Annotated in this window: 8 protein-coding genes; 5 read left to right on the forward strand and 3 right to left on the reverse strand. The window is 72.2% G+C overall.

Annotated features, from left to right (window positions below; all coding sequences use genetic code 11):
• Nucleotides 1–96: 96 nt before the first annotated feature.
• Together E1289_RS34330 and E1289_RS34335 are read left to right on the forward strand one after the other, a co-directional pair.
• Complete coding sequence (locus E1289_RS34330; protein WP_165970733.1) at nt 97–1,338, forward strand: cytochrome P450; 1,242 nt, start codon at nt 97–99, stop codon at nt 1,336–1,338.
• 67 nt (nt 1,339–1,405) lie between these two features.
• Nucleotides 1,406–1,690 carry a GlsB/YeaQ/YmgE family stress response membrane protein gene (locus tag E1289_RS34335; protein WP_131987798.1) on the forward strand — a complete coding sequence of 95 codons (285 nt, stop codon included), beginning with the start codon at nt 1,406–1,408 and terminating at the stop codon, nt 1,688–1,690.
• Nucleotides 1,691–1,702: 12 nt separating this feature from the next.
• Here the strand turns inward: E1289_RS34335 and E1289_RS34340 are convergent, their stop codons facing one another.
• From E1289_RS34340 to E1289_RS34350, 3 genes are read right to left on the reverse strand one after another with little or no spacing between them, the layout of a single operon-like run.
• Nucleotides 1,703–2,386, reverse strand: coding sequence for a winged helix-turn-helix transcriptional regulator (locus E1289_RS34340; protein WP_131987800.1), 684 nt, complete (start codon nt 2,384–2,386; stop codon nt 1,703–1,705).
• A 9-nt stretch (nt 2,387–2,395) separates the two neighbouring features.
• Nucleotides 2,396–3,052, reverse strand: coding sequence for an alpha/beta fold hydrolase (locus tag E1289_RS34345; RefSeq protein ID WP_131987802.1), 657 nt, complete (start codon nt 3,050–3,052; stop codon nt 2,396–2,398).
• Nucleotides 3,049–3,993: an LLM class flavin-dependent oxidoreductase gene (locus E1289_RS34350; protein ID WP_131987804.1), complete on the reverse strand. Its 945-nt coding sequence runs from the start codon at nt 3,991–3,993 to the stop codon at nt 3,049–3,051. The genes E1289_RS34345 and E1289_RS34350 overlap by 4 nt, the downstream gene beginning before the upstream one ends.
• A 274-nt stretch (nt 3,994–4,267) precedes the next feature.
• Between E1289_RS34350 and E1289_RS34355 the strand changes: the two genes are divergently transcribed.
• From E1289_RS34355 to E1289_RS34365, 3 genes are all read left to right on the forward strand, one after another.
• Nucleotides 4,268–4,591, forward strand: coding sequence for a DUF485 domain-containing protein (locus tag E1289_RS34355; protein WP_131987806.1), 324 nt, complete (start codon nt 4,268–4,270; stop codon nt 4,589–4,591).
• Nucleotides 4,588–6,255: a cation acetate symporter gene (locus E1289_RS34360; protein ID WP_131987808.1), complete on the forward strand. Its 1,668-nt coding sequence runs from the start codon at nt 4,588–4,590 to the stop codon at nt 6,253–6,255. The genes E1289_RS34355 and E1289_RS34360 overlap by 4 nt, the downstream gene beginning before the upstream one ends.
• A gap of 307 nt (nt 6,256–6,562) precedes the next feature.
• Nucleotides 6,563–8,567: S8 family serine peptidase (locus tag E1289_RS34365; protein WP_165970734.1), on the forward strand; the 2,005-nt coding region annotated here is incomplete at its 3' end.

The raw sequence follows: 8,567 nt of genomic DNA on the forward strand, positions 1-8,567 counted from the left end.
GGCTCGGGGCGGTTTACGGTGGGTTCCATGGCGTTGGTTGCGGGTGGACGGGTTGCTGGGCCGGGGGCCGCGGAGGCTGCTCGGTGGTGGTTGCGGATGGTGCGGGATCCGCTGGGGACGTACGGGGCGCTCGGGCGGCGTTACGGGGACGCGGTCCGGGTGCCGTTCGGGCCTGGGCGGGCGCTTTATGTGCTTTCGCGGCCCGAGTACGCCGAGCATGTGCTGGTGGCCAACCAGGCCAACTACGTCAAGGCGTTCACCTATCGGCCGCTGCGGGCGGTTCTCGGGGAAGGGCTGCTGACCAGCGAGGGGGAGACGTGGCGGCGGCATCGGCGGGTGGTTCAGCCGGTGTTCGCGCAGCGGCACGTGGTCGGGTTCGGGCCGCAGATCGTGGAGACGGCCGCGGCGGCCGTCGAGCGGTGGCCGGACGGGGTGATGCTCGACGCGGCGGGTGAGCTGCGGCGGATGACGCTGGACATCGTGGGGCGGGCCTTGTTCGGCAGTGCCCTGGCGGGGGAGGCCGGGCGGACGGGGCGTTCCTTGGAAGCCCTCCAGCGTGGTGCCGTCGCGGGGACGTTCCTGCCCGGGGCGACCGCCAAGCGCGGGGTGTACCAGCGGGTGCCTGGGCTGGGTGGTGCGCTCGGGCAGCTCGACGGGTTGGTGCAGCGGGTCATCAAGGGGTCGTCCGGTGGGGAGCTTCTGCAGTTGCTCAAGGAGCGCGGTGAGTTCTCCGACGCCGAGCTTCATGACGAGGTCCTGACGCTGTTGCTGGCCGGGCATGAGACCACGGCCGCCTCGCTCGCATGGACGTTCGTTCTTCTGTCTCGGTATCCGGCGGCGCGTGAGCGGCTGGAGCGGGAGGTGGACGAGGTGCTCGGGGGTAGGGAGCCGCGGGCCGAGGATGTCGAGCGGCTGCCCTGGACGAAGGCCGTACTCGAAGAGGCGATGCGGATCTACCCGCCGGCCTGGACGATCGAGCGCGACGCCCTCGATGACGATGAGGTCGCCGGTGTTCGGATTCCGGCGGGGTCGACCATCGCTGTGCCGCCTTATCTGCTGCACAGGAATGTGGAGATCTGGCCCAATCCTGAGGGGTTTCAGCCTGAGCGGTTCATGGGGGAGACAGAGCGTTCCCGGTACGCGTATCTGCCGTTCGGGGGAGGACGTCGCATCTGTGTAGGGGCCGGGTTCGCGATGCTGGAGGCCGTGCTGGTGCTCGCGACCGTCAGCCGTACGCATCGGCTCGATCTGGCGCCCGGCATCAAGGTCCCGATGCGGGCGGAGATCACGCTGCGGCCGGCCGGTCCCGTGCCCATGCGGGTGACGCGGCGGCCGTGACCCGCCTGGCCTGCCGAAACTGACCTCGGGCATGTGACAGTGCGTCCTGAACGGGCACACGGAGGTCATGAACATCACAGGCATCATCAGCGCGATCGTCATCGGCGCGATCATCGGTGCGCTGGGACGGCTGCTGCTGCCGGGCCGCCAGCCCATCGGCGTCATCCTGACCGTGCTCGTCGGCATCGCCGCGGCGCTCGTCGGGACGGCGATCGCGCAGTCGGTCGGTGTGAACACGACGTCCGGGATCGACTGGATCGAGCTGGTGTTCCAGGTCGGCCTGGCCGTGCTCGGTGTCGCGATCGTCGCCGCGCTGAGAGGGCGCGGCAGGAACCGTCGCGTCCAACGCTGACCGCGCGGGCGGTCAGGCGCGGTCTTCCGGCGTCCGGGATCTCGGCTGGGGGAGGCGGAACAGGTCGCCCAGCCTGGACAGGGCGTCCCCGTCGCCGGACGCGGTGGCCCTTCCGCCGCCGATCAGCTCGGCGAGCGTCGACCGTCCGGCGGCCAGGGTGAGGAACGCCTCCTCGGGCATCGTGATGACGGCGTCCGGGGGGCGTGCCGGGCCGTGCGACATCTCGATCGTGCCGTCGTCCACGCGGGCCTGGAGCGTCTCGTCTCCGATGCGGAACTCGTAGACGGCGCGCAGCCCGGCCGCCGCCCGGGGTTCGAAGCACGACTTGAGCCCCAGAACCGCCCAGTTCGGGTGGAAGGTCTCGCCCTCGCGGCGCTCACCTAGCGCCCATTTCATCCCCCATCGGGCGAGCTCCAGAATCGCCGGGCCCAGTTCCTCGCCCGCCTCCGTCAGGGCGTAGGCGGGGGTCCGGGCGGGCGCCGGCAACGTGATCTTGCGGGCGAGGCCCTCGCGCTCCAGATGCTTGAGCCGCGCGGAGAGCAGGCCCGTGCCGAGGCCCCGCAGGCCGGCCTGCAGGTCGCCGAACCGCTTGGGGCCGGTCAGCAGCTCGCGGATCAGCAGCAGGGTCCAGCGCTCGCCGACGAGGTCGAGGGTGCGCGCGGTCGCGCAGTACTGGTTGTACGTCCGCTGTTCCACCGCATCACTCTAGGGCTCGGCGACGCCCATGAGCAGCCGGGCGACCGCCTCCGGGTGGGTGACCATCAGGTCGTGCGGGCCGTCCACCCCCAGCGTCCGGTAGCCGAGTGCCTTGCCGAACCGGTCGAACGGGTACGTCTGCGGACGGCAGTAGACGGCCGTTCCCGGAATCCGGTCGGCGGCCCCGGTGAGGCGCGTGGTGTCGGTGAAGGTGCGCAGCGGCTGCGGCCGGAGGCGCGGGGCGAGCCGTGCCGCCTCGGCGGGATCGGTGATGCCGAACGCGTCCGGGGGCGGTGCCGGGACGTACGTGCCGTCCGACCAGGACCGGACCACCTCGACGAAGAAGTCGGGCGCCAGCGAGAACAGGCTGGAGCCGTCCGGCCCGGCCCATCCGTCCACCAGCACGATATGGGCCACCCTGTCGGGATGCGCGTCGGCCGCTTCTCGCACGACGAGCCCCGCGTAGCTGTGCCCTACCAGCACGACCTCGTCTGACGCGATGTCCAGGGCGGTGATGACGTCGTCCACGTGTTCGCGTAGGCCGACGTCACCTTCCCGCAGATTCGGGACGATGGTTCGCGCACCGGCCCGATGAAGAAACGGCGTTACCTTGTCCCATGCCCAGGGGCCGTGCCAGGCGCCATGGACGAGCACGAACGTGGTCATGCGGAGCGCTCCCGTTGCAGAAGGGGTAGGACGAGGTCGGCGAAGGCGTCTAGGTCGGCATCGTGATCGTGGGTCGCGAGCCGGATCACCACGTGCCTCGCACCAGCCTCGATGTAGGAGTTCAGCCACTCCGCGGCCTCGCGTGCAGTGCCGGCGAACATGGCCTGGATCGACCGGATGAACTCCAGTGGGGCGTCGTAGTAGCGCTCCACACTCGTTCGCAGACGTTGCTGGGCTCGCTCGGTGTCCTCGTCCAGGCAGACGGTCGCGTACAGGGCGGGCGTGACGGATTGCCCGGCCGCCTTCTGGACGACGTCTCGTTCCTGTGCGTAGATCCCTACCGTGGGCGGGTAAGGCAGCCAGCCGTCGGCGAGGCGAGCCACCCTTTCCAGGGCCGGTCCACCGCCCGCGAGCCAGATCGGTGGTCCTCCGGGCCGGGACGGTGGGGGAGCGAGCGTCACGTCCTCGAAGGTGAAGTGCCGCCCCCGGTGCGAGACCGCGCCCGTGCCCGACCACAGTTTCCGCATGACCTCGACCGACTCCTCAAGGCGGCTGACGCGGCGCCTGTAGGGCGCGCCGATCGCGTCGAACTGGGCTTCGGTCCGCGGGTTCGGGAATCCGGCGCCCATGCCGGCGATCAGCCGTCCGTCCGAGAGCCGGTCGAGGGTGGCGAGCTGGTGGGCCAGCAGGATCGGGTGCCGCAGCGCGGGCAGCAGCACCGCCGTGCCGAGCGCGAGCCGTTCGGTGGCGTGCGCCGCGGCGGCCAGGAGGAGCAGCGGGTCGGCGCGCGGCCTGGTCACCGGGCTGTCACCCGCCCACACCGAGTCGAAGCCGAGCGCCTCGGCCCGCCGCGCCTGCTCGACCAGCCGGCCCGGATCATGCCGGTCCAGCATGGCCTGTTCCCGCGTCGGCAGCAGATAGCCGACCCGCGTCTCCCTCATGGCCCCTCCTCGTCGGTGAGCCCGACTCTAGAGGAGTGCTTCCTATTTTTGAAGTAGATAGTTCAAATTCGAGAAGTTCAGTCAGTGCGTGGTGAGGACGGCGGGTCCCGAAGAGGAGTTGGCGGCAGCCCGCAGTCCGCATGTGGCCGTACGGAGGTGCCGCCGGCTCTCCTTCCATATCTCGCCAAACGGGGGTCCTGGACGTTGAAACTTTGCTCTCATAGAGCGATCAATCGATCGCCGAGAGTCATGTTCGGCCAGGGGAGGCCAGCTGATGGGGGACTCGGAGGTCACGGGACGCCAGGGGGGCGAACCCGGACCATATGCGTCCATAGCGGGATATGAGCGGTTCCAACTGCTCAGGGGGAGGGTCCGGCGGGCCGCGCTGGTCGTCGGCATGGTGTTCTTGGGGTGGTACTTCCTCTATGTCGGCCTGTCCGCGTTCGCCCGGGACTTCATGGCGCGGACGGTCGTGGGGCACGTCAACGTCGCGCTGTTGCTCGGCGTCCTGCAGGTGGTGTCGACGTTCACGCTGGCCTGGGCGTACGTGGCGTACGCGCGACGGCGGCTGGACCCGCTGGCCGGTGAGCTGCGGTGATCGAACACCACGGGGTGGCGCTGACGGTCTTCGTCGCGCTCATCGTGCTCACCCTGGGCATCACGGTCTGGGCGCAGGCCAACACCCGCGGCGCCGACGACTTCTACGCCGGCGGGCGGGCGTTCTCCGGCCCGCAGAACGGGATGGCGCTGGCGGGCGACTACATGTCGGCGGCGTCGTTCCTCGGCATCGCCGGGATCATCGCGCTGTCCGGATACGACGGGTTCCTGTACTCGATCGGCTTCCTGGTGGCGTGGCTGCTCGCGCTGCTGCTGGTCGAGATGATGCGCAACGCGGGCCGGTTCACGATGGCGGACGTGCTGTCGGTGCGCGTCCGGCGGCAGGCCCCGGTCCGCCGCGCGGCCGTCGTCTCGACCGTGACCGTCTCGGTGTTCTACCTGCTCGCGCAGATGGTCGGGGCCGGCGCGCTGGTGTCGCTGCTGCTCGGCATCCACAGCGGGGAACGGTTCCTCATGATGTCCGCGGGCACCGCCAGGACGGTGACGATCGTGGTGGTCGGCGCGCTCATGATCTGCTACGTGGCGTTCGGCGGGATGAAGGCCACCACCTGGCTGCAGATCATCAAGACGGCCCTGCTGCTCGCCGGTTCGGTCGTGCTGACGGTGCTGGTGCTCGGCAGGTTCGGGTTCGACGTCAGCGCCATGCTCGGCTCCGCCGCGGGGTCGAGCGGCCAGGGCGAGGCGTTCCTGCGGCCGGGCCTGCGGTACGGGCAGGACGTCCCCGGCGACGCCTACCGGACGATCGTCAACAAGCTCGACTTCATCAGCCTCGCCGCCGCGCTGGTGCTCGGCACGGTCGGGCTGCCCCACATCGTGAACCGCTTCTTCGCCGTCCCCGACGGGCGCGCCGCCCGCACGTCGGTGTCGTGGGCGATCGGGCTCGTCGGCGCCTTCTACCTGATGACGCTGGCGCTCGGCTTCGGCGCGGCGGCCCTGGTCGGCCGGGAGGCGATCGTCGCGCAGGACCCGTCCGGCAACACCGCGGTGCCGCAGCTCGCGCAGGCGGCCGGCGAGCACGTCGGCGGGCATCTCGGCGGTGACCTCATGGTGGCGTTCATCGGCGCGGTGGCGTTCGCGACGATCCTCGCCGTCGTGTCCGGGCTGGTGCTGGCCTCGTCCACGTCGCTGGCGCACGACTACTTCGGCCAGGTGCTGATGCTCGGCCGCCCGCGCGAGTCGCAGGAGGTGGCGGTGGCCCGGTTCGCGGCGTTCCTCGTCGGCGCGCTGGCCATCGCCCTCGCGGTCGTGTGCCGGAACCTGAACGTGGCGTTCCTGGTGGCGCTGGCGTTCGCGATGGCCGCCGCGGCCAACCTCCCGGCGATCGTGCTGTCGCTGTTCTGGCGGCGGTTCACCTCGACCGGGGTCGTCGCCGGAATCTACGGCGGGCTGGTCAGCTCCCTGGTACTGGTGTTCTTCTCGCCGGTCGTGTCCGGGAAGGTCGATCCGGTGACGGGCGAGAGCCTGTCGCTGTTCCCGGCCGGCGTCGACTTCCAGTTCTTCCCGCTGGAGAACCCCGGCATCGTCTCGATCCCGGCCGGGTTCGCCTGCGCGGTCGCCGGAACGCTCCTCGGCCGGGAACGGCCCGACGAGGAGCGCTACGACGACCTGTCGGTGCGGGCCCTGACGGGGGCGGGCTCCCACTGACGCGGTGACGGCCCGGTGACGGTCCGGTACGGGTGCGCCGCCCCGCCCGGACGGCGGCGTGCCGGTGCGGGGGCGGGTGCCGCGGGGCGGCTAGCATTGCGTGCCAACGCCGGTTACCAGCGGGTATGGCGGCGGTCACGCGGGGGGAGGCCGGCGGCACGGCGCGCGGGTCGCGGACGCGGGACGCACTCTGTCCCGGACGTGCCCTGATGCGCCGAGTGCCCGGGCGACGGCCGGTTCGCGTGGCAGAATGTCAACCCGTCGTGGAGCGGCGGTCTGCCGGGGAGGGAGGTGCGGCGGCGTGTCCGTGACGGGTCGACGCCGTCCAGCGCCAGCCCGGCCGGCGACCCGACCGGCCAGCCGGCTCGGCGCCCGGACGACCGCGGTCCTCACCGTCCTCACGCTCGGCGCGGCCGTGGTCGTGCCCGCGCGGGCGATGGCGGGACGGGCGGCGGAACCGGGGCCGCGCGGCGCGGCCGCCGGGATGCTCGTTAACGCGCCGACCGACCAGATCCGCGACCGCGAATGGCATCTGGCGGCGCTGCGCACCCAGAAGGCGTGGCGGTACTCCAAGGGACGCGGCGTCACGGTCGCGGTCCTCGACACCGGCGTCGACAAGAACCATCCCGACCTCACCGGGCAGGTCATCAACGGGCCCGACCTCACCGGCGGGGTGCGCGCCCCCGGCAGCCGCTACTGGGGGCTGCACGGGACGTCGATGGCGAGCATCATCGCCGGCCACGGCCACGGCCCGGGGCTGGCGCAGGGGATGATGGGCGTCGCACCGCAGAGCACCGTCCTGTCCATCCGCGTCACGCTGGAGAACGACGACCCGCTGCGGCGCGACAACGGGCAGCCGAACGAGACCCGTGAGCGCGACGCCGTCGCCGAGGGCATCCGCTACGCCGTCGACCACGGCGCCGGGATCATCAACATGTCCCTCGGCGGCGGGCGGCAGTTCTACAACGGCACCAAGTCCCAGGAGAACGCGATCAAGTACGCCCTCGGCAAGGGCGTCGTGCTGATCGCCTCCGCGGGCAACGACGGCTCGGGCGCCAACCGCAAGAACTTCCCCGCCGCCTACCCCGGGGTGATCGCCGTCGGCGCGCTCGACCGCAGGCTGCGGCTCTGGCGGGACAGCAACCGGCGCTCCCACGCCTCCGTGTGCGCGCCCGGCGTGGACATCGTCAGCGCCGACGCCAGCAACGGCTACGTCGTCGGGACGGGCACCAGCGCCTCGTCGGCCATGGTCGCCGGCGTCGCCGCCCTCGTCCGGTCCCGGTACCCGAGGCTGACCCCCGACGAGGTCCGGCAGGCGCTGGTCCAGGGGTCGCCCGCCCGGCCCGGGCAGCCGACCGGTTCGGCCGCCTGCCCCGGCACGGTCGACGCGCTGCGGACGCTCTACGCCGCGCACGCGATCAACAAGACCTCCAGCGGGCCGGTGCAGACGCCGCCGCCCTCGCCGGCGTCCGAGCCAGTGGCGGACAACCCCGTCGAGGACACCGGCGTCCTGCTCCCGCTGGTGCTGGGCGGCGGCGGAGTGCTGGTCGTCGTCGGGCTCGTGCTCGGCTGGCGCCAGCGGCGCCGCCCGGAGGACGACGCCGCCGAGACGGACGCCGTGCCCGACTACGGGCTTCCGGCCGCCGCCGCGGCCGCGCCGCGGGCGCCCGCCCCCGCGGCCGCGTCCACCGTGCCCGGTTCGGCCGCCGCGGCCGGGGTCGCGCCGGTCAACGCGCCGCTCTGGCAGAGCACCGACGTGTACCAGGGGCCGCCCGCGCCGGCCGTCCCGCCCCCGCATGACGAGTCTCCGGCGTGGGGGACGTCCTTGGACGATTCCTCAGGCGAGCCTGGGATGTGGGATCGCACGTCCCAGGACGACGTGCCGGGCGAGCCATGGGGTGGAAGCCAGTCGCCATTGGACACCGCGCCCATGGATCCCTCCTGGGGGACCCCCACGGCCGCGGGAGGCTGGTTCGACCGCGCGGAATCGCCGCGGCCCGAGCCGCCCCCGGCCCAACCGGAGCAGCCGCCCACCATGCCGCACAGGCTGCGCCCGTTCGATCCGGGCGAGTTCGCGGCGAACGGCCGGAACGGGCAGGGCGGCCCCAGCAACGGGCACAAGCCGCCGAACGGGCATGACGCCGGGAACGGCCACCGGCACGGCGGTGTGAACGGAGGCGACGGCGCGAGCCTCAACGGTTCCGGGAACGACGCCGGGCAGGCCGAGGAGGACGCGCCGGGCCTCGACGACGACGAGTGGGAGGCGTTCCGGCGCAGTACCCTCGACGGCCCGGAGGCCCCGCCCCTGCCCC

This window comes from Actinomadura sp. 6K520 (genome assembly GCF_004349245.1).
Lineage (GTDB): Bacteria > Actinomycetota > Actinomycetes > Streptosporangiales > Streptosporangiaceae > Spirillospora.

What these genes read in the sequence shown, in the direction of transcription:
- E1289_RS34330 (WP_165970733.1), top strand. Translation starts at nt 97, where the DNA reads ATGGTGCGGGATCCGCTGGGGACGTACGGGGCGCTCGGGCGGCGTTAC.
- E1289_RS34335 (WP_131987798.1), top strand. Translation starts at nt 1,406, where the DNA reads ATGAACATCACAGGCATCATCAGCGCGATCGTCATCGGCGCGATCATC.
- E1289_RS34345 (WP_131987802.1), bottom strand. Translation starts at nt 3,052, where the DNA reads ATGACCACGTTCGTGCTCGTCCATGGCGCCTGGCACGGCCCCTGGGCA.
- E1289_RS34350 (WP_131987804.1), bottom strand. Translation starts at nt 3,993, where the DNA reads ATGAGGGAGACGCGGGTCGGCTATCTGCTGCCGACGCGGGAACAGGCC.
- E1289_RS34355 (WP_131987806.1), top strand. Translation starts at nt 4,268, where the DNA reads ATGGGGGACTCGGAGGTCACGGGACGCCAGGGGGGCGAACCCGGACCA.